15 protein-coding genes are annotated in these 21,039 nt (G+C 48.1%); 11 read left to right on the forward strand and 4 right to left on the reverse strand.

The window, feature by feature from the left end; all coding sequences use genetic code 11:
• Nucleotides 1-126 precede the first annotated feature (126 nt).
• From AB4Z30_RS13385 to AB4Z30_RS13415, 7 genes are all read left to right on the forward strand, one after another.
• Nucleotides 127-2,088 carry an alpha/beta fold hydrolase gene (locus AB4Z30_RS13385; protein WP_441927049.1) on the forward strand — a complete coding sequence of 654 codons (1,962 nt, stop codon included), beginning with the start codon at nt 127-129 and terminating at the stop codon, nt 2,086-2,088.
• A 455-nt stretch (nt 2,089-2,543) separates the two neighbouring features.
• Complete coding sequence (locus AB4Z30_RS13390; protein WP_441927051.1) at nt 2,544-2,975, forward strand: chemotaxis protein CheW; 432 nt, start codon at nt 2,544-2,546, stop codon at nt 2,973-2,975.
• A 213-nt stretch (nt 2,976-3,188) separates the two neighbouring features.
• The gene (locus AB4Z30_RS13395) at nt 3,189-6,362 is read left to right on the forward strand and encodes a DEAD/DEAH box helicase (protein WP_441927053.1); all 3,174 of its coding nucleotides are present in this window, start codon (nt 3,189-3,191) and stop codon (nt 6,360-6,362) included.
• A 79-nt stretch (nt 6,363-6,441) separates the two neighbouring features.
• Nucleotides 6,442-7,305 carry a hypothetical protein gene (locus AB4Z30_RS13400; protein WP_441927055.1) on the forward strand — a complete coding sequence of 288 codons (864 nt, stop codon included), beginning with the start codon at nt 6,442-6,444 and terminating at the stop codon, nt 7,303-7,305.
• A gap of 302 nt (nt 7,306-7,607) precedes the next feature.
• Nucleotides 7,608-8,585, forward strand: a complete 978-nt coding sequence (locus AB4Z30_RS13405) for a D-alanyl-D-alanine carboxypeptidase family protein (protein ID WP_441927157.1) — start codon at nt 7,608-7,610, stop codon at nt 8,583-8,585.
• 193 nt (nt 8,586-8,778) lie between these two features.
• Entirely contained in the window at nt 8,779-9,177 is a 399-nt protein-coding gene (locus AB4Z30_RS13410; protein ID WP_441927057.1) for a RidA family protein, read from the forward strand.
• A gap of 951 nt (nt 9,178-10,128) precedes the next feature.
• The gene (locus tag AB4Z30_RS13415; RefSeq protein WP_441927059.1) at nt 10,129-10,734 is read left to right on the forward strand and encodes a hypothetical protein; all 606 of its coding nucleotides are present in this window, start codon (nt 10,129-10,131) and stop codon (nt 10,732-10,734) included.
• Between the two features lie 417 nt (nt 10,735-11,151).
• Here AB4Z30_RS13415 and AB4Z30_RS13420 read toward each other — a convergent pair whose 3' ends face one another.
• Nucleotides 11,152-11,748, reverse strand: a complete 597-nt coding sequence (locus tag AB4Z30_RS13420) for a lysozyme (RefSeq protein WP_441927061.1) — start codon at nt 11,746-11,748, stop codon at nt 11,152-11,154.
• 568 nt (nt 11,749-12,316) lie between these two features.
• Complete coding sequence (locus tag AB4Z30_RS13425) at nt 12,317-13,390, reverse strand: copper amine oxidase N-terminal domain-containing protein (RefSeq protein ID WP_441927063.1); 1,074 nt, start codon at nt 13,388-13,390, stop codon at nt 12,317-12,319.
• A gap of 238 nt (nt 13,391-13,628) precedes the next feature.
• Between AB4Z30_RS13425 and AB4Z30_RS13430 the strand changes: the two genes are divergently transcribed.
• Both AB4Z30_RS13430 and AB4Z30_RS13435 read left to right on the forward strand, forming a co-directional pair.
• A complete protein-coding gene (locus tag AB4Z30_RS13430) occupies nt 13,629-14,105 on the forward strand; it encodes a GNAT family N-acetyltransferase (protein ID WP_441927065.1) in 477 nt (158 codons plus the stop codon).
• Nucleotides 14,106-14,144: 39 nt separating this feature from the next.
• Nucleotides 14,145-15,215: a Gfo/Idh/MocA family protein gene (locus AB4Z30_RS13435; RefSeq protein ID WP_441927067.1), complete on the forward strand. Its 1,071-nt coding sequence runs from the start codon at nt 14,145-14,147 to the stop codon at nt 15,213-15,215.
• A 210-nt stretch (nt 15,216-15,425) separates the two neighbouring features.
• Here AB4Z30_RS13435 and AB4Z30_RS13440 read toward each other — a convergent pair whose 3' ends face one another.
• Nucleotides 15,426-15,794 (reverse strand): hypothetical protein, encoded by a 369-nt coding sequence (locus AB4Z30_RS13440; protein WP_441927069.1) that lies wholly within the window; start codon nt 15,792-15,794, stop codon nt 15,426-15,428.
• 117 nt (nt 15,795-15,911) lie between these two features.
• Complete coding sequence (locus AB4Z30_RS13445) at nt 15,912-18,617, reverse strand: UvrD-helicase domain-containing protein (RefSeq protein WP_441927071.1); 2,706 nt, start codon at nt 18,615-18,617, stop codon at nt 15,912-15,914.
• Between the two features lie 414 nt (nt 18,618-19,031).
• Here AB4Z30_RS13445 and AB4Z30_RS13450 point away from each other — a divergent pair, with 414 nt between their 5' ends.
• Both AB4Z30_RS13450 and AB4Z30_RS13455 read left to right on the forward strand, forming a co-directional pair.
• A complete protein-coding gene (locus AB4Z30_RS13450; RefSeq protein WP_441927073.1) occupies nt 19,032-19,853 on the forward strand; it encodes a zinc ribbon domain-containing protein in 822 nt (273 codons plus the stop codon).
• 60 nt (nt 19,854-19,913) lie between these two features.
• Nucleotides 19,914-20,717, forward strand: coding sequence for a TrmB family transcriptional regulator (locus AB4Z30_RS13455; protein ID WP_441927075.1), 804 nt, complete (start codon nt 19,914-19,916; stop codon nt 20,715-20,717).
• The last annotated feature ends 322 nt before the right edge of the window (nt 20,718-21,039 follow it).

The raw sequence follows: 21,039 nt of genomic DNA on the forward strand, positions 1-21,039 counted from the left end.
TAATTAAGAGTGTGATACTGAACGGAAAAAGATAAATTAAATGGAACTAACTAAAACAGAACTAAAACAGAACTAAAACAGAACTAAAACGGAAATCAAACTAAAAAATAGTGTGGAGGCATCTCGATGAATCAGACAACGAATTTAGGGCAAACCGTTCTTTTCATGACAGGCAGTACCGGTTTTATTGGAAAGGAAACGGTCAAACAGCTTGTGGAGAAAACAGATGTACATATGCTTCTGCTGGTTCGCTCTGAACAGCGGGCCAGAACAGTATTGGAGAGTTACGGCGTGAGTAACTTTGAACGGATTACATTTATCGTAGGAGATTTATCTGTGCAAGGTCTGGGACTAACACCAGAAGACCGCGTTCTGATCAGGGAAGCTAACGTCATTCTTCATTCAGGCGGAACGATGGACATTACGCTGGAACGAGAGATAGCAGAGAAAGTCTTCAGGCGCGGGGCGAGAGAAATAGCCAAGTTGGCAGAGGATATCCAGCGTCGCGGAGGACTACGGCATTTTATTCATGTAGTCGGTTTTATGAGTCCTTATGGACAGGGGAGCGAGCGAGAGGAACAGATCAGATTTAATCATTCGGACAGCCAAGAGAGTGCGTATGAAGAGATGAAATTCCAAGCGGATGGTTATATTCGTGAGCATGCGAAGCGGTACGGCTATCCGCTTTCTGTCGTAAATCCCAGTACAGTCGTCGGGCCTCGCCCAACGGGTGAAACGGAGCAGACGGGTGGCATTGGACTGCTTATTGGTGCGGTTCAGAAAGGCTTTATGCCTGTGGTACCTGGTGGATCGTCTTACTGGCTACCACTGGTCGAGAATGATGTGGTCGCAGAGACACTTGTGTTTTTAACAAAAGATGCTATTCCGCTTGGAGGGACTTATCCACTGCTCGCACGTAAGGAAACTAGCCCGAATATGAAGGAATTGTTGCACATACTAACGAAGCAACTGGATGTACCTAAGCCAGCAGGAGCACTACCGCTATCCTGGATTCAAGAGCTCTTGAACATAGGAGGAACCCGCATCAGCGGTATACCTGCTCAATCCCTTGCTTTTATTACGGACCGGACATTTCAGGTGGAGGAGACCGAGGGGCTGTTGAAACGAATGGGCAGAACCTGGCCAGATATTCGGGAGCAGCTTCCATTCATTACGGCTGATCTGGACTACCGTCTTCTGCCAAAGCCTGAAACGGAACATGTTCCGACCGATTGTATTCGAGTACGAAGAGGAAATCTGGCGATGTTAGGTTGGGAAGGTAAGGGAGAGCCTTGGGTGATCGTGCATGGTTTGTTACAAAGTGCCGATGACTTGCTTCCACTGGGACTACAGCTGCGGAAACTTACCGGGAATCCGGTCTGGATCGTTGATCTGGCGGGGTTTGGTCGCTCACCTGTTCACCTGGAACCAGATGCATTCAAAGGTCAGGTTAATGCCCTTGTAGATGCATTAACCGAAATGAAGCTTCCACTCAAACTCATCGGTCATTCTGTAGGTGCTGCCATTGCAGCGGCAGCGTTGAAGCGAAGCGGACGTAAAGATATACGTTTGGTCTTGCTCCAGCCTGCTGCGGACAATGTGAATGAGGGGAATAGTCGACGTTTGAAACAGATGCTCCGACTGCCCCGCCGTGTTGTGAGAACGTTGCTCCGAAGCAAGTCTCAGCGGAGTTGGGCACGGATGTTTGGTACAGGCAGTGGCCTTGGGGTTGGAGATGACAGCATTGATACATTGGCTCAGAGAGTATACGCCTCCTTCCGTTCTCCTCGCATTGCAGGTGCACATGTCGATCTGTTGCGGTGGATTCATTTGGGTCACAAGCAGGAGTTGAGCTTTTGGGAACAATACGGAAACCTCAAGCAGACAAAGAATACTGGAGATCCATTGGTTATCTGGGCTGAAAAGGATCGGGATTATCATTACCCAGTTGGATTACATGACGGTTACCAAAAAATCACTCTGCCTTATGGTCACTATTTTCCAGTATTCCAGTTTGAACAGACCGCGGTAATTCTCATGGAATGGGCCGAAAACAGCCATATGAACAACGATAGGATGGAAGCTTGAGATCCAATACTGTCATTGAAAGGCTTTCCACAATGTGTCCACATTAAAGAATAACTGGCCTTAAAACGACAAAGTTTACGTTAGATTTACAAACAAATACACAACATGTCCACATTAAAATAACAAATATCCACATGGATAAAGGTATATATCCACAGACTGTGAGCAATATGTGCACAACTTATCCACAAAAGAGGTATAACCTTATATTTTTAGCCACGAAAAGCAAAAATAAAGATCGTTTTAATGAGTTATCCACAGAAATAGGGGGTGCATGCATCTTTTTTTGGAAAGAGCACAAGTAAAGGGATGTGGACTGTGATTCTTCTGTTGAAAGCCTAAACATTTACGTCAAAATTGCCGATACAACATGTAACGACTCATCGTCTAAAGTTCTACAGCCAAAAGTGTGTTGAAGATCTGATTTTACGGAATGAGAGGGTATGGGGACAATTATGGATGAAGTAAAGCAATATATTAATTTCTCGGTCGGAGAACAGATTTTTGCACTTCGTATTGATCAGGTTCATGAAATTATTAGAATGGTAGAGGTTACAACGGTTCCTTTTGGAAGTCCCGAGATTAGAGGATTCGCTTCATTGTATGGTAAGGTGGTTTCGGTCGTAAGTCTTCGCGTGTTGCTCGGCATGCCGGAGCAGGAAGATAGCTCATCTACACGGATTATCGTTGTCCCTTATAAGAACGGATTCGTACCTCTGATTGTAGATATGGTCGATTCTGTTGTGACGTATGATCGTTTTGAAGAGCCGGCAGAAGAACACCGTCGCTTCATGCTTGGTGTTTTCGATAAAATCGGATTTTGTGCAGATCACCGCGCAGGTATTTTGAACCTGGATGTACTGCTTGGCAGTCTGGTCAGATCTTGATCAGATCAAATAGGTGAGAGCCTGACTGACTTACATCATCTGGATCAGTCACACGATCTAACAAAATGTTCCTCATCCGTTTTCTGGAGAAGGGGCATTTTTTTGTGCAAGAAAAGAGTGTAATCAGCACTTTTTGTGTGTAAAGGTTTTTAAATCCGTTCATTTTCGTATATGATGGAGAGTAACAATGCGAAGGGATGACGGGAGACTGTAATGATGCAATCGCTGTATGGAGTATGGCTTGGAGACGTATTTTTTTGTTTTTCCGGTGAAACATCGGAACCGCGTGTGGATGCATGGAGCCACGTGGTGAGAAGGCTGCAATTCGGCGACGGGGGTCGTCTGTTTCAGCCTGCCGCGCTGCGGCTAGCGGAACTGCGCTGGCCGAATCCGCTTCGAAATGCGGCGGAAGCCAAAAATGTGAAACGGCGGCAGTTGCTTGGTCGCACGCTGGAAGGATTGGCAGTTTCACCGAAGGACGCTTTCAGACTATTGCTGCAGTGGGACGATCAGATGTTACATGCAGCTGGAATTCAGGCTGGAGAAGAGATGCGTTACTGGGTCAAGGCGGCACAGTTCACACAGGAACTGTTGCTTCGCGGGGCGATTGCTCCGGCTGCTGCATTTGCGGCCAAGACCGGCGCGAGGCGGCGAACCGGACAGGAAACATTGACAGGAGAATGGCGGCCGCGACTACAACTGGAAGAGGATCAGGAGCGTTTCAGAAGCCTTGCCGAGTCGATGCCACCGATTGCACTATCAGCGCCTGGAGCATATGCCTCCACGGAGCCAGAGACGCGTGAGGAAGCGGCAGGGACGGTATTGTTTTCGTTTATGAGCGGCATCATTCATGCTGTTGTAACGAGTGAACTGGAAGGTATGGATGGTGAGTTGTCCCGTTACCGGACTGCGTTTAGACGCGGATCTTCACCAGTGTCGGAGCTTTGGTGGAATAGCCTGATTTCGATGTTTCGACCTGTTACCGTACAAGGGCCAACAGAGGATATGGCAGCTTTCGTGGAGACAATCGACAAAGCTAGTGGTACAACGATGCCGGCATTTGGTGTCGAAGAAATGCCACCTGCCGTGGGTCAATTCAAGCTAGTGTTACGTTTGGAGCCGCCGCTGGGAGAACAGGACACCACCTGGGGCATCAGTTTCTGGGTGGACAGTGACCAGGAAGCAGGCCTCAGGCTGCCTGCACGAAGCATTTGGGCACATCCCGAGCGAGATCTGGATCGGGGAAAGGTTTATTACACATCCGTTTCAGAACAGTTACTGATGGCCATCGGTCAGGCGTCTGAACTTGCACCGGAACTGGAAACTGCTTTGCTACATGCACGTCCTGAAGGGGTTCAACTGGAGCAACAGAGCTTTTTTGAATTTCTTACTCATGCCGTTCCGAAGCTGCAGAAGGCAGGCGTAACGGTGTTGATGCCTTCGAGATGGAGTCGTGCGGGCAAACGACGCGCTGGCCTGCGCTTGCAAATGATGAACGGAGCCCCGGAGCGTCAGCCTGGTGCTGTATCTTCACTGGGAATGGAGCAACTGGTTTCCTTTACAGCAGAGCCGATGCTGGATGGTAAGCCGATAACAGCGGAGGAACTTGCCGAACTGGCGGAATCCACCGTTCCTTATGTTATGTTTCGCGGGGAATGGATCGAAGTGGATACCAAAGAGATTCGCCAAGTGCTGCGTTATATGAAAAAAGAAGAAGAGCAATACATGCCGCTTTCCGAATGGTTGCATCTGGCTGCAGATGAAGGGGAGGATTCCATTTGGAAAGGGATGTCTGTTTTCGGTGCTGAATCCGAAGGCATGCTTGCATTCCTGCTTGAAGGGCAGGTGCTTCGCAACATTGAGCCCCGTCCAGTGCCATCGGAGCTGCACGGGGAATTAAGGCCGTATCAGGAACGAGGGTTTCAATGGTTATCTGCCATGGGTGAGCTGGGTTTCGGGGTGTGTCTGGCGGATGATATGGGACTCGGAAAAACGGTTCAGGTTATCACCTGTCTGCTGGATCGTAAAGAGGAGGAGCGGCAGGCTTCAATGCAAGAAGCACAGCATTCCGTTGTTGATCCAACTGCAGATATGCCGGAAAACCAATGGCCTACGCTTATTGTCTGCCCAACGTCTTTGCTGGGCAACTGGCAACGTGAGTTGAAACGTTTTGCTCCAAACCTGACCCTTTATATTCATCATGGCGGGCAGCGGCTGCATGGGGAGGCTTTTCAACAGGAAGCGCAAAAGCATGATATTGTGCTCACAACGTATCATCTGGCTGGAAGAGATGGCCTGGATCTGGCTTCACTGCACTGGTCTACAGTTGTGCTGGATGAGGCACAATATATTAAAAACTATCGGACAAAGCAGGCACAGAGTGTCATGCGTTTATCCACTTCTCACCGGATTGCCATGACAGGAACGCCGGTGGAAAACCGGCTAAGTGAGCTGTGGTCTATTTTCCAATTTCTCAATCCGGGATATCTCGGTACATCATCTTCGTTCCGCCAGCGATATACAGGGTTAGCACCTTCGGAAGAGAATGCGGCCTCGCTGCGAGAGCTGCATCGACTGGTGTCGCCGTTTATGCTGCGCAGGCTGAAAAGTGATCCGGATATTCGCAAAGATTTGCCGGAGAAGCTGGAACTGAAATCGTATTGTTCACTGACACCCGAGCAGGCGATTCTGTATCAACGCGTAGTGGATGACCTGATGGGTGGGCTGGATGGCCGTAACGGCATTGCGCGCAAAGGCATTGTATTGTCGTCTCTGACCAAACTGAAGCAGATCTGTGATCATCCTGTGCTGGCAGACAGCAGCCGGAAGGATCATGGTAAGACCGAAGCATCTGGTAAAATGGAACGGCTAATGGAACTGCTGGATGCTATTCGGGACAATGGAGAATCGGCTCTGATTTTTACCCAGTACGTTGCAATGGGTGATTTGTTAGTTTCCAGACTGAATCGGCGTTATGAGGAAGAACCTTACTTCTTGCATGGCGGTGTTTCCAAGGCACAGCGGGATGAAATGGTGGAGACGTTCCAAAAGGGAGAAGGCCCGTCCATGTTTGTTCTATCTCTTCGTGCAGGCGGCGTAGGTCTGAATTTGACACGGGCAAGCCATGTCATTCACTATGATCGCTGGTGGAACCCGGCGGTGGAGAATCAGGCGACAGACCGTGTGTTTCGTATCGGACAAAATCGCAACGTTCAGGTCCACAAGTTAATTTGTCAGGGGACATTAGAGGAACGGATCGATGAACTGATTGAGAGTAAAAAAGCTCTCTCTGAGCAGGTTGTTGGTTCAGGCGAGAACTGGCTAACCGAGATGTCGGATGATGAGTTGCGCAGCTTGATCTCGCTTCAAGGGGAAACTTGGCTGTGAGGTTAACGCTGAGGTAGGTACTGGGTAGGGTGATTCTAACTAAATTTGAATGCTTGGCAATGAAGGAATAATCGGCTTGATGTTGGTAAAGCTTGTTTGGATGATCAATGAAGAGAGGGGGATGATGATGAGTGAAGAATGGAAGATTGAGCTGCATATGTCCCCCGGAGTGTGGACAGCAGAGGTAAATACATTGGCAGGTGTGGGAGAAGAAGTGCCCGATGATGCTGATGCAAATCAGACAGGAACAGCCGCATCCGGCATGTTCAAGGTCAAGGGCACGCTGGCACAGCTAAGCGAGGCGCAGCGCGAGGCCGTGCTGGCGCAGCTTCGGCAGCGCCCGCTGGCGCTGTACGCCCTGCTGCGCGGTGGCCCGGCGCCAGAGGAGCTCGCCGGGCTGCTGGCCGCGGCCGAGCGCGCTGACGCGCCAGGCGCAGCCGTGCTCGGTGCAGCGCCAGCAGCGGCGTCGTGCACCTGCGGCCGAGCAGGCTGTGCGCATGCCGCGGCGGCGGAGCGCGCCGTGACTGCGCGCTTCGCGGCCGAGCCGCTGCAGCTGCTGGCGCACGCCGGCCTGCCGCGCGAAGCGCTGCTCGCCGGCGTGCTGGGATCATGGGCAGAGGAACTTGCCCATGATTCCAGTGGCCCGGGCCGCGCAGCGGAGACGGCGGGCCGCCCGCAAGCGCGGGCTGGCGAAGGCGGCGCGGCCGTCGGCGAGTGGATCGCCGAGGCCGCCGCAGACGGCGCCATGCACCAGCCGGGGCCGGGTTTCGGCGCCGTGGAGGTACGGCTCGCGCAGCCGGGCAAACCGCCTGCGTTGCCCGAGCTGACCGCGCTGCTGCAGGGRGTGCCCGCAGCAGCAGGTCTGGATCTTATCCGCGAGCGCGTGGCTGCGCGGATGTGGCAGGCTGTCCAGAAGCACAAGGACAGCCCGGCTACCAAATAATGCATTACACATGTACAGCGGGGGAGATCACCAGATCACCCCTGCTTGTTTGTTGTGGAGCCTATCCCTCATTTCCAATTTCCATCTGAAGCTATCTAAGTTTGGGATGTGGCATCAAATGTACAGAAATAAAGGCTACAAGCTGTATAAAGGGTATATCTTTGCATAGAGACGGGGAGAAAGAACTCTTTACAGGTGGAGCTTATCGCACATTTAAGGTATACTGTCGCAGGGAACATCATAGTAACCATGAGAAAACGTAAAAAAGATATTCATTCTACTAAGGTGATAGGAGTTTTATGATGAAATCAGGAACAGGAAGACAGCGCCGAATCGTGGTTCTGCTGTCCTCACTTATGATATGTGGAGCCTTGCTGGCTGCTTGCCAGAACGGTTCCGATGCGAACGGTAATCAGAACGCAAACGGAACACCGAATACGGAGCAGGGGGCCGATGGCACAACCGTGCATTTAACCGATGAATCCAGCTCCGATGGTAAGGGAAGTGCGGAAGGAGATCAGGCCGCAAATTCAGATAGCGAACAAGGGACAGACAAAGGCTCAGACAGCGCACCCGCAGGAGAAGAACAGGGTTCATCAGACAATGGAAGCGGTGGGGCAACATCAGAAGACCCGCTAATGGAGAAACGGAGCATCAGTGCCCTTCAGACAACTGTAGATTCTCAGTCCGTGGTGACCAATGCGCAGGCGATGACGGTTATTGTCAACAAACAGCGTAGTCTACCAGAAGGCTATGAACCGAGTGATCTGGTCGAGCCTGACGTGCCGTTCTCCTTCGAGGGGCCGCATGAGAAGCGGCATATGCGCAAGGAAGCCGCTGAAGCGCTGGAGAAACTGTTTGCCGGTGCCAAAGCTGACGGGATTGAACTTCGTGCCGTATCGGGATATAGGTCTTACAAGCGTCAGGTATCCATTTACAACAATAATGTGAAAACCAAAGGGGAAGAGTATGCTTCCCGTGTAAGTGCCGTGCCGGGCCGAAGCGAACATCAGACAGGACTTGCCATAGATGTATCGAGTCCAAGCGTGGGGAATGTACTGGAAGAGGTGTTCGGCTCGTCCAAAGAAGGCAAATGGCTGGATGAACATGCTGCCGAGTATGGCTTTATCATTCGTTATCCGAAAGGTGAAGAGAGCAAGACGGGTTATGTATATGAGCCTTGGCACATTCGTTATGTTGGTGCAGATATTGCACCCGATGTTGTGAAGAGTGGTTTAACGCTGGAAGATTACTTTGACGAAGCTAATATTAAACTGTAATTCACTTTGTTCGTTATACACGTCCCCTGAACACTCAAACCTTACTCAAGGTGAATATGATTTGTTCAGGGGATTTTTCCGTTTGAGGAAATAAAATTGAAATCAAGTTTTATACCATTGATTGAGATGAAGACAGACTGATATAATTCATCTTTAATCAAATTATAAATTACATAGAGCGAGGGACAAGAGAATGAGCAGACAGCAGGTGTTTACCGGCTCCCCTTGGGAACCGTTGGTTGGCTATTGCCGCGCAATTCGTGTAGGGAATCGGGTTGAGGTTGCTGGAACAACAGCGATGCAGGATGGTGTCGTTGTGGGTGCGGGTGACCCGTATGTGCAAACCAAATTCATTTTGCAGACGATTGAAAAAGCACTGAAAGAGCTTGGCGCTGACTTGACCGATGTTGTTCGAACACGGATGTTTGTCACAGATATTTCGCAGTGGGAAGAGGTTGGTAAAGCGCATGGTGAATTTTTCGGACAGATTCAGCCTGTAGCTACGATGGTCGAAGTAAGTGCACTCATTGATCCCTTGCTAATGGTGGAGATTGAGGCTGAAGCAAGCATAGATTCTTCGGATGAGTCATAATCAAACATTTTATATCCGGCCTTGGATTCCACCTGGTCTACCAATCGTCCTTTTCCTTGCGCTTTACTAATTAACCAATATCATCACATACAATATTCGTTTCAATAAAGTTACAGGAAGAAGTATGGTCAGTCTGGAACTTTTAAAAAGCTAGCTTAAGCAGCTGGATTTTTTTAATTTTTATAAGCGCTTATGTCCTGTATGCTGATTGTATTTGTAGAACGAGAGGACGAATAGGATGCATACAGAAACAAAGCGCAAGATAAACTGCATTTTACATAATTTCTCTGTAGGACAAAGTGGAATGCCTTCAATGGCGATATTGTCAGGTATTTAACATGCTCTAGTTAATATTATAAGCCGTTTCTTGTTGTACCTGAATCTCTAGCCAAGCTGGTTATGCTCCACTGATAAATCCATGTCTAGCTTTCTTATGTCTGATGCAGAGGAAAAGAGGGGGTGGAATGAAGAGAACCAAATCGATTGTTTTCAAAATGTGGAAAGGCATGAAGTCTGCTAGCTGGAATGTTTAGAAGTATCTGGAATCCAAAGAGGGAGGTCAGATAGTGATTTAATTAGTCCTTATTACTATCAAGTATCTCTTAAGTCTGTAATTCGAAAACGTTCAGGGGTAGTGTATCCACTTGGGCGTTTTTTGTTCGGCTGAAGTATATTAATCCGGTAAGCCCCGCTGCGGGTTACTTGGCTCTAGTTTCGTGTGCCTCGTTTACCTCCTCCTCCCGCAGGAGCCGAGGTCGAAACGGGCAGACCGGGGAAGGCAGGATAGTGTTATGAACACTCCGCGATGTTTCACTAATTTGAGCATTTTAATGTTTGCGATCATATAACATAAATTTAACTTTAATCGTAAATAATGTTAATGTTATGTCATTCCTCTGACGGTTCGCTCTGATATAATTTTTGCTAGGTAAGTGAAAGGAGATTAGAGTGTTGAAAAAAGAGCTAGGATTATTGATGTTATTGAGTGTCATTTTGCTTTCGGGATGTGGATTAGATAAGCCCATTACAGTCAAGCAAGGTACGGGGGATTTACCCAGTAAACAAGTAACAACTCAGCCGGAACAGAATACAGATCGTTCTGGAGATTGTACTGTAGACCGTATAAGCTTGGATAGTGAAACTGCAAAAAATTTCTATGGAACGTGGAAAGTTGAGAAACTTCTGGGGTTTGCAAATTCATACAATGATGCTTCCGAATATCCAACAGGGCAAAAATTTATTGGAGATAAAATTATCATAAAAAAAAATTTCTTTTCATCAAAAGGACTCAAAAAATACACGAAATATCAAACTGAACTAAAAGATCCATTATACGAAATCACAACGATATGTACTGAATCTGACTCTTTTTTTAGATTCTACAAAATAGATATTCCAGATTTAAATATAAAGGATGTAGTAAAAGTAATAGATGTAAGTGATCCTTATACAAAACTTGGCATACCTTCTGGCTTAAATTTTTTTGCTGTTAATAGTGATAGACTTATCTTGCTATCAGAGGCAACTATTTTTGAGCTTAAAAAGATCTCGGATTAATCCAAAAAAGGGGCTGCCCTAAAAGCTATAAAATGGCTGTTTGGGAAAGTTCTTTATTGTATAGTAAGAGCAACGTGAGCACTTAGGTTGACGCTCTGAAAACGGACCGTTGTTCCAATCGCTGATACATCGGATGATGGAGCTGGAAAGTGAATTTGGACAACTAAAGAATAACCGGTGCTTTCTGCTTCGCGGCATGGAAAAGATGACGCTAGAGGTCGGTCGGCTTTCGATCCCCCATAACCTGCTGAGGCAAGCAACGGACGACCAGAAACGCAAAGGAGCGGTCCTCCAATAACGGAGAATCGCTCCTTTTTTACATGTTAAGCTTTGAAGAAGCTATAGGTCTTGTTTCCACCTAAAGAATATTAACTTTTGGGACAGCCTCTTTCCTGTTTATGTCTTAAAACGATTGAACTACAGAGTATATACTGGATATTTGTGAGTATAACCAGAGCCTTTACAAAATAAAGTGGCTTCTTCATTTCTTCGTCTTTGTAAATTTTTATCATATGAGAATGCTTTACTGACCAATTTTGAACAATTATCAATTTCGTTTAATGTACGTGGGCCAATAAAAGTTGGATAGATTTGCTTATAGGCAAGCATGGTTCTTACATCTGGAGTTGTTAACACCCCAGGACCTCCATTAAAAGTGAGTGAAACAAGGGCATCAAACTGATTTTGCGAAAGTGTATGGCCGTCAGGAAGTGACAATTTATTTACTTCCGAAACAGCCTTAGCAGTATCTTCATTAAAAAAAGTATTCGCCTTAGACTGAGAAATTGGTGAAGTATAACCTAGATTTAAAGAGCTTGATAGCGCATTAGCTTGTGCTTGAGTTAGAAGAGAATCCTTTGGATTACCTGTTGTGTTTTTAGTATATGTTTTAGTCTTTGTTATCAGATGTCCCCATCCAACTGTTGGATACCCAACAGGATCTCCATAAAATTTCAAGGAAAATCCCTCATGCGATTTGATAAGGTCTGCTCCGCCAGGGCCTAGATTTGCCATAATAATCACTCCTGAATTTAATTTTAGTAGAAGAGTAATAGGGAGGAATCATAGCCAGAACACCATTCCCAAGTTTTCTGCAATGCCGTATTGCCTTCACATATGTATAAAGAGAAGTGAGTCTTTTTTTTTACAACCACACTCTCTAAATTTTACTTCAACGTACTAATGTTGAAATTTTGTAATGATTCAATTATTTTGATATAGAGTTCCTGTTTTAGATCATCTCGATGATCGGCAGATACCTTATTACTTGTCGCAACGAGACTTTGATCTTAGTTTAAAGGTACAATATGTTTTGTCGCCTCACGATCATGGTAGATTTGTAGTAAGAAGTATTTCGAGATACTGCGAGTTTATAAATTTTTAAAAAAACAGATACCAGATATGAACCTTAGAAGTTTTGATACGGACTCATTTGTGAAAAAAACCTTTCCACGCCCTGGCAGAAGACAGGAGGGAAAGGTTTTTAGCGTTTTTAGCCTTTTCACGTAATTTCGCACTTTCGTGTAATTCCACACGTACTCTACTTTACTTGCCTACAGGCTTATCCTACCACTCTACCTCTTTACTCGGCGTTGGGCTGAACTGTCGGAATCTCAACAACCACTTTCCAGGCTGTGCCGATTGGAGGCAGACTGCGAGTCAGCATCGGGCTATAGAAACCCATCACTTTGGCACCTTCAGTCAATTGCTCGGCTTTCACCGTTTCGCCCTTCTGATTCACTAGCAACGTTTCATTGTTTACATTCAAAACGACATGGTCTGGTGCAGTCTCAGCCAGACGTGTACCTTTAATCTCAATCTGGGCTACCATGCCGTCTTTGGCAATGACATTTTCGATCGTGCCGGCTGTCCCAAAAGTTTCTTCTGGTTGCGCTGTTGTTTCAGCCGCTGTGTCCAGCACGGTTACTTTATACGTTGGTGTTTGTGGAGGTAGACTTTTGGTCATCATTAATGAATGTTCAGCTTCCACAACCATACCGATGGACAGGTCAGCCAGTTTAATCTCTTTTCCCTCCGCCGAAATGAGCTGCGTATTCTCGCTCAGATTTAACACAATGCCATCAGGCCCCGCACCGCCAATCTGAATGGATTGATATTTATCCTGGTTTGAAATGTGAGTAATTACACCGCGTTCTGTAACCGTCTTAACGTCCTCCTCACTTGTAATCGTCACCTGATTGCCAGTTGTGCTCAGCCCTGCATGCAGTACTTTTTCGGCAAAAACAGCCGGCACATAAAGTGTCCCATCCTTAATTTCAGGAGCTGTACCGAGGGTCAGCAGCATTTTGTTGACGGAGTAACGATCTTTATCTGCAAATACCTGAGTCCACAAGGCGCCTCGAGTCAGCTCTGCGGACTTGTCTTCCTTATGCCATTTCAATTCGATTCCCAGAGCTTCGGTTAGCGCTCGAAGCGGGATCATGGCTGTCTTACCGTCTTGAGTCCAATATCCGTTAGCAACCGTTGCACCATTGATGGATACATGTACAACTCCTGTAGTAGTAATTGGGGCATGAGTGACAGTTTCCTGCGTAGGCAGCACCGTGTTATCTACTGAAGCAGCATAAGCAGCTCCGCCGCTTAGTGCCATAGAAAGAGCCATGATTGTACTTACCTTTTTCATATTGTTTTTCATTCGTAATCATCCCTTCTCATCTGCGTTGTGTCGCGGTAAACTTTTATACAGATCGCCGCATCTCATCTTTACTGACGGGATAACCTGTCTGAGTGTTGCAGTGGGATATAAACACTGTAAGTACCTTACGTTTGTTTCAATTAGGATTATCGCGTAAGAAGCAGGTTATCAGCAGTAGGATTAGGTTAAATTCAAAGTATGCGGATCATTCCATGCCATATAAGGAGGAAACGAACCGATGAGTGATATGTTGGTCGCGCTTTATCGTTTGCCGGAACAGCACAGCGGGTTGGATCAACTGAAGGCGGCATCGATTGTCATTCGCAGAGCGATTGCGCCGGAGAAGCAGCAGGTGCTGAACTGGGTGAGAACCCATTTTAACCAGCCTTGGGTAGATGAATGTGATGTTGCTTTTGCACGTCAGCCTGTAACCTGTTATATTGCGCTGGAGCAGGGGAGAATGATTGGTTTTGCCTGTTATGAAGCGACCTGCCGTAATTTTTTTGGCCCTACTGGAGTAAGCCCGGATGCCCGTGGAAAGGGTGTGGGGACTGCCTTGTTGCTGGCTTGTATGCACGCAATGAGAGCAGATGGCTATGGATATGCGATTATCGGATCGGCTGGGCCAATGGATTTCTACAAACGAACGCTGGGCGCGGTGGAGATCGAAAATTCAATCCCGGGTATTTACGAAGGCATGCTGCGGGCAGACTAGACGTTAACGAAGTTTTGGAAAAAGGGAGGGAGCACGAAGATGAGCACAAAGCAAATGCTGCATATCGGCATGATCGGCACAGGGTCCATCTCGGATCTTCATATGAGGTGTTACGCCAAAAATGAAGATGCTGTCATCTACGCCATTTGTGATCTGAACGAGGAACGAGCCAAGGCGGCTGCACAGAAGTATGACGCTCAGTCAGTATATACCAACTATCGTGAGATGCTGGAAGACCCGCATGTCGATGCGGTCAGTATCTGTACATGGAATAATACGCATGCGGAATTTGCCATTGCGGCGTTGGAAGCAGGTAAACATGTGTTATTGGAAAAGCCGGTGGCCACCAACGTGGAAGATGCACTGCGGATTGAGGAAGCGGTAAAAAAAAGCGGACGTACCTTTGTTGTCGGCTTTGTACGCCGGTACGATAACAACATGCAGATGCTGCGCAGATTCATTGATGCAGGCGAGTTTGGCGAGCTGTATTATGCAAAAGCGTCGATTTTGCGGCGTCTGGGTAACCCAGGTGGCTGGTTTGCGGACAAGGCTCGTTCCGGCGGCGGCCCATTAATCGATCTGGGTGTACATATCATCGACCAGTGCTGGTATCTGATGGGTAGACCGAAGCCTGTATCCGTCAGCGGGAATACGTATCGTAAACTCGGCAATCGTGCGAATGTGGAACATCTCTCCTTTTACAAAGCGGCAGACTACAGTGCTGCGATCAATAACGTCGAAGATATGGCGAATGCCCTGATCCGTTTTGACAATGGTGCTTCCTTGGCGGTAGATGTGAGCTTTACCCTCCATGCCCGTGAGGATGAGTCCTTTGTTAAATTGTATGGCGAGCGCGGCGGATTTGAACTGGAGCCCAAAACGCTCATTGTCTCCGAGAAACATGACACGATCATGAACATCGAACCCCAGACAGATCATTCCGGTCTGGATATTCACGGTGCATTCCAGAATCAGATCGATCACTTTGTAGAATGCTGCCTGAACGGTACGCCGCCCATCAGCCCGATTGCGGATGGGGTGGCCTCCACGCGTATGCTGTGCGCCATCTATGAGTCTGCCGAAAAAGGGCAGGAAGTGCGTCTGGACTAGACGTTGAGCAGTAGAAGATAACGAATAAAACAAATAATAACTGAAAGCTAAACGATGATTATTCTCGCGGAAAATCCCGCTGACAGAAATAACCCTCCTTCTAAATGTTAAATGGAGCAGAAGGAGGGTTTATTGCTTTGGTTGTAGGATGATTGCATTTCATGTTAGATCGCTCATGCCAAGGACTGCGCATAAATGAAGCTTAATCCATCATTTATTCATGGGTGAGTTCTCGTATCCCGGGTCATCGTAGTCCGTATCTTGCAGCTTGGGAAGCACATTCATGCCATCGATGGCTTGTCTGGTCTCGGGTGTGCCGTGATCGTAGAGGAAGGTGTACAGCATCATCACGCCATCTGTAAGTCGTTCATTTCCATCATCATGGTCTGCCGACTTGTAAGGTACGGGTGCCCGCTGCAATGAGTAGTCGTCCCCATCCTCAAGTACTTTCATCAGATCCTGCAAAGTTGCCAATTGCCCGTCATCGACGAGTACATCAAACGGTGTAGATTCGTTTTTCGTTTTTTCAATCAGGTTATGAGTTACCGATACATACAGATGTTGTTTACCGTCCTGCATAATCCAACCCCCATTTCGATATTGAAAAAAGAGACGCTCGTACTGTTCAATTGGAAAAAGACGCTTCTACTGTTAATAAACAGCAGTAAGCGCCCTGAAACGAAAGATTCCGTATGCCTATTTTCCAAAAGTATTTGTCACCGGAACCTGCCGAGTGCCAGCGATCATCGTTCCTGAACATAGTGGACAGACCGGAGGCACGGATGAAGACTTTTTCGTGGCTTTGCCGGAAGGCACAGCCGGTTTCTGTCTCAACCATGCTTTGCATGTAGCCGAACTACATTTCCAGACAGCTACCGTCTCTGTCCGCTCAGCTTTGATCGCACCTGCTCGAGAGGGATCAACATTTCGGGAAGTACTTGAAGTCGTGGTTGTACTGGTAGCCTTCGGATGGAGTCCGGGTGTACTGAATGCTTTATGATCTCGAATAATTCCGCTACCGCGCTTCTCGCTGAGACGATCTTCATCCCGCTCATCCAGCATCTCCATTTCCCGATGATCCTTATGGTTTATTGCACTGCGCTGCCGATCATGCTGTGCATAAGATGAAGTTTGTTGTGAAGTATGACCCTTGCCATTTTCACGTTTGTCGGCATCTTTAGCGTTGCCGATGCTTTTCCAGTTGCCGTTGCTGCTTCGGTTGTTGCTATTTCCGTTGTTGTTCCTGTTGTAGCTTGCGTGTCCATGAGTACTATATGACGACGTGTTGCCACTACGTGCCTCGTCCCGTGGTTTACGTTTGTCCGGAACCTCCATGCCAAAGGCTTCAAGCAGGAAGCGTGACACGTCGGCAGGTTTGCCGTGATGGCTCGCGGGTGAGGTCACATATAGATGCCGCTTCGCACGAGTAATCGCCACATAAGCGAGTCTGCGTTCTTCTTCCAGTGCCATATCCAATTCGGCATCGGTTTGCTGTACGGTAAGTGCTGCCTTCTGATCTTCCGGAATATCCTGACGCAGGGCAGTGCTGTGCGGCACAATGCCTTCGCTTGCTCCGATCCAGTACACACAAGGGAACTCCAGTCCTTTGGCCCTGTGAATGGTCATCAGCTGTACTGCATCACTATCCTGTGCACGGCGCAGCGATTCCATCTCGCGGTGTCTGCGGGACAACTCGTCTGCGAATTGCACGAATTCCTCTACCGTTTCGAATTTTTTGACAGCAGCTTCGAATTCATCCAGTGTCTCCAGCATCGTTTCTTTATAATGAGTGAAAATCGTCGGGTCGCCGCTCTCCATATATTTATCATAGAACTGGCGGCGCATCTCTTGAATCGCGATAATCGGCTTCAGCTTATGCAAAGATTTAATCAGCTTGATGCGTTCCTTGACCTGCTCCTGTTGAAAAGGCTTCAGCTTGTCCCATTTGCTCAGATGAATCAGCGGATATTTCTTGGCCTGTTCCTGCTCACGGCGCTGGATATACTCCAGTCCTGCATCACGGGACACATACAGCGGACCGAGTGCACTTGGCAGAGCATCCATCGCTCGCGGGTTCAGAGATAACCGCATATGATCCATCAACGGTTTGATGAGAGACTGATCATAGAACACCGGAGCGGCTCCGTGCTGTACGAAGGGCACATCCTTCAGTACCAGTTGCTCAAACACTGCCCGGCTGCTGCTGGCTGTCCGGTGCAAAATAGCAATGTCTCGATATGGAAACAGTCCTTCCTCCACCTGTTGACAGATCTGATTCACAACCCAGGCGGCTTCTTCCTCGGCGTTAGACGGTGTAGCAAACCGGGGCGCATCCCCTCGTTGTCCTGCCGCACGCAGTCGTTTGTCACGTCTACGTTTATTACGGGCGACCAGCTCGCTGCCGAGTCCCAGAATRCGTGCATCACTGCGGTAATTAATATCCAGCGTCACAATGCGTGCACCCGGGTATACTTTATCGAATTCCAAAATTGATTCATGGCGTGCGCCGTTAAACGTATAGATCGTCTGGTCATCGTCTCCAACAACCATCAGATTTCGGTGTGCTCCAGCGAGCATCTGCACAATCTCGTATTGCAGCCGGTTCGTATCCTGAAATTCATCCACCATAATGTATTGAAAACGCCGCTGCAGCGGCTTTAACACCGCTGGATCACGAAGCAGCGCAGCAGCGCGCAGCAGGATATCATCAAAGTCCATTTTGCCGCGATCCTGCTTCCAGGTTTCGTATCCGAGCAATACCCGCTTGGCATCGCGCTCATCCTGCGTTTTCTCCGGCAAGTCTGCGGTGTTCGAGCCTTGCATCTTCCAGGCGGATAACATCGCCAGCAGACTCTCCGGTTGAAACGCTTCGCTCATGCCATTCTGGCGTAAGAGCATTTTCAGCACCGTATGCTGGGCACGCGACTCACCAAAAATGTCTTCCTGCACACCGTAATGGCGTAGCAAAGTCAGCGCAAACGAGTGAAAGGTGCGAGCTTGCACGGCTCTTGCTGCAGCAGGTCTGATGCCAGGCAGGGCAGCAATCCGGTCTTTCATCTCGGCAGCGGCCTTGTTGGTAAATGTCACGAGCAGAATGCTGCCTGCGTGTACACCGCCGACCTCCATCAGGTAGCCTGCTCTTGCAGCTAGTACAGTTGTTTTGCCGCAGCCTGCTCCTGCAAGTGTGAGTATGGGGCCTCTGCCATGGCGAACGGCCGAGATTTGCGGGCCGTTGAGTTTGATGCCGGCTTCTTCAAGCGAGCGGAAATAATAGGCGTCCTGCTGATCATCTCCCACAAGCTGCCGGCTGGTTTCCAGCGGAGCCGAGGGAGATTGAGGCAAGGAGGACGCGGAGTTCACCCCGAGCGGACGGGGGTAGAACGTTGAGTTCGGACTTAACATGTTTCATCCACCTCTGTATGCATTCAGGGATCAAACGATCCTTTCAAAAGTAAAGAATTTGCCCTTTTCACAATCGCATTGTAAATTGGTAAGATAGAGTTAATTGTAAATCATACGTGTTTCATGTGTCATAATTCTATGAGATATAGGGTTATGGTTTCATTGGTATAGATTGAGCGCTTCATGAATATGGAGCCAAAGTTCCATTATACCGAACGTATGGTCTTGATGAAAGCCCCTGTTTCTATCGAAAATCCGCATAAAACTGGGGGGCAGCGCGATTTTTCGCAACTTTTTGGCTTCATATCGTATAAGTTATATATCCAGGGCAATTCGCATATTGCTAACGGTTGACCTACTAACTAATGAAGAATGATAATGATATTGTTTTGACGGGACAGAGGAGGAATTGTTATGAAACTGCTTCAGCGCATCAAAAACGGAGCAAACAAAGCAACAGAGCGTGCACAGCACGCTGTTGAGATTGGCAAATTAAACAATCAGATTGTGGGCTTGCAACAGGAACAGGAAGTCCATTTTACCGATATGGGCCGGATCTTCTATGAAGGTTATCGTGCACAGGATATGACGCTCGCTGAAAAAGAGATGGTGGATCTGTCTAATCTATGTGACGAACTGCAGGATGAGATCGACGCATTGCGCGGCAAGATTGCCGAGTTGAAAAATGAACGTCTTTGCGAGTGCGGATATGTCGCTTCACTGGATGCCAACTTCTGTCCGAAATGTGGACGCAAGCTGGGTGAATCCAAACCAACTGCATCTGCATCGGCATCGGGAGTTGCAGGGGCTACAGGAGCCGTCAACACGGCAAAACATGAGGCAGCCGCTGCGCAAAACCCGGTTGCGGAGCAGTCGATTTTTGATGCACCAGCTGTGGAAGAAAACGAAGAGACCGAGCCGTATCATACGGTCATCCCATCGATTGCAGATTTGGATACGGAACCGGGATTTAACAGCACCGAGTTTACGCTGGAAGAGAAGGAAGCGTTCGATGCAGAGTGGGAACGCCGCAGAGAAGAGGAAATGCTGCGGGAACGTGAGCGTCAGCAGGAGCTGGATGAGCGCATTCGCTATTGGAAAGAAAATAACCCGATTGTAGACACTGTGGATGTGCAGACGGAAGTACCTCGTGAAATGGTGAAGTGTCAGATTTGTGCATCCGAATTGCCAAAAGGCTCGAAGTGGTGCCCGCGCTGCGGAGCAGAGCAGATCTGATGCAGTAGACGTGCTGCCGCCAGGCAGCGCTGGTTGCTGACAGCATGGGGGGACAGAAATATGGACCAACTGCTGCATCATTTACGTCATCTCGGGTTCACCGAGATGGAATCTAAAATTATGGTAGAATTAGCTCGCCAAGGATCAGCCTCGGGATATGAGGTAGCCAAACGGCTGGGTGTCTCCCGTTCCAATGTATATGCCACCCTGCAACGGCTGGAATCACGGGGATTCCTCAGATGCAGTGCGGGAGAGCCTGTGAAATACAGCATGCTGAAACCGGAAGAGATGACACGTATGATCTCGGATCAGATGCACACCTCTCTGGATTACGTCGAGCGAAGTATGCCGAAGAGCGAACCGGAGAAGCCTGTATTTTACAATGTCGAAGGCGACAAAAATGTTTTTGAAAACCTGAGTCGTGAACTTGCCGCAGCAAAGCATGAAATCGTTGTGGATGTGTGGCGGGAGGAAGCTGAACTGCTTCGAGAGGACTTGCAGCAGGCCGAGGCTCGCGGGGTACGTCTGTTGTGGTCCTGTGAAGGCGGGGAAGGCATGGTAGATCAGCCGCTTCCTTTTTTGCCTGGATTTCCATCATATGGCACGGGCACCGGGCGTAAGTTCTCGCTCGTTGTGGATCGACGCTGGTGTATGCTAGGTATGCGTGGGGATTCATGTCCTACTCAGGCTGTAGTTACAGCGCATCCGGTGATGACCGGATTGCTGCTGAATCATTTTGCACAAGAACTGGTGCTGTATGAACTGGAGCAGGATATAGGTGATGAACTGGAAGGTCGTTACGGACGACGATACGCAGACATTGCCGCACGATATTGGTCATCCCCTGCACCGGATCAGGAATAGTAACAGGTGGAATATGAAAAGTAAAAGTAGCCATGCAAACTAAAGTAAGTGACTACAAAAAAACAAAATGATAAAGGGCGAGATGTGAATGGTGAATTCACATCTCGTCCTTTTGTGATTAATAAATGCATTGACCATCGTAGTAGAGCTATTCTTCAAATTTTATAAAGGCAAGATTTTGAAGCCGGTGAAACGGGATAGTTTGAGCGCTAACGATCACCACAAGCCTTATTTTGGCGAAATCGACCTCTTTGAGATTCTAACGATCCTCAGGAACGCTATTTCGTCCCAAGCCATCTTTTTAGCGCAAATGAAGCCAATT

Origin of the sequence: Paenibacillus sp. 2TAF8, from assembly GCF_052114825.1 — a bacterium.
In the GTDB taxonomy this organism is placed as follows: Bacteria; Bacillota; Bacilli; order Paenibacillales; family Paenibacillaceae; genus Paenibacillus.